The following is a 483-nucleotide window of genomic DNA, read 5'->3' on the forward strand; positions in this document are numbered from 1 at the left end:
CCACTGGGTACAGGTTTAAATGAAATCGATCATTTAACCCATAATGTGTATAAAGGCCGTATGCAGTACTGGTCAGATTTCTATGAAAAGATTTTCAATTTTCAGGAAATCCGCTATTTCGATATTAAAGGTGAATACACTGGCCTGACTTCTAAAGCCCTGACAGCACCAGACGGCAAGATCCGTATTCCACTGAATGAAGATTCAGATAAAGGTAATGGTCAGATTGCTGAATTCTTAAATGAATTTAATGGTGAAGGCATTCAGCATATTGCCTTTATTTGTGATGACCTTCTGGAAACCTGGGACAAGCTTAAAGCCTTAGGTACCAAGTTTATGACACCACCGCCAAGCACCTACTATGAAATGCTGGATGAGCGCTTGCCAAATCATGGTGAACCGGCAGATGAACTGCAAAAACGCGGCATCCTGCTGGATGGCAATACCAAAGACGGTAACAAACGCCTGCTGTTACAGATTTTC

At 42.0% G+C, this 483-nt stretch carries 1 protein-coding gene; it reads left to right on the forward strand.

Annotated elements, in window-relative coordinates; all coding sequences use genetic code 11:
- A partial coding sequence (locus B4033_RS03990) for a VOC family protein (RefSeq protein WP_286832279.1) occupies positions 1 to 483 on the forward strand: 483 nt, incomplete at both ends.

This window comes from Acinetobacter sp. UBA3132, assembly GCF_002364825.1.
In the GTDB taxonomy this organism is placed as follows: domain Bacteria; phylum Pseudomonadota; class Gammaproteobacteria; order Pseudomonadales; family Moraxellaceae; genus Acinetobacter; species Acinetobacter schindleri.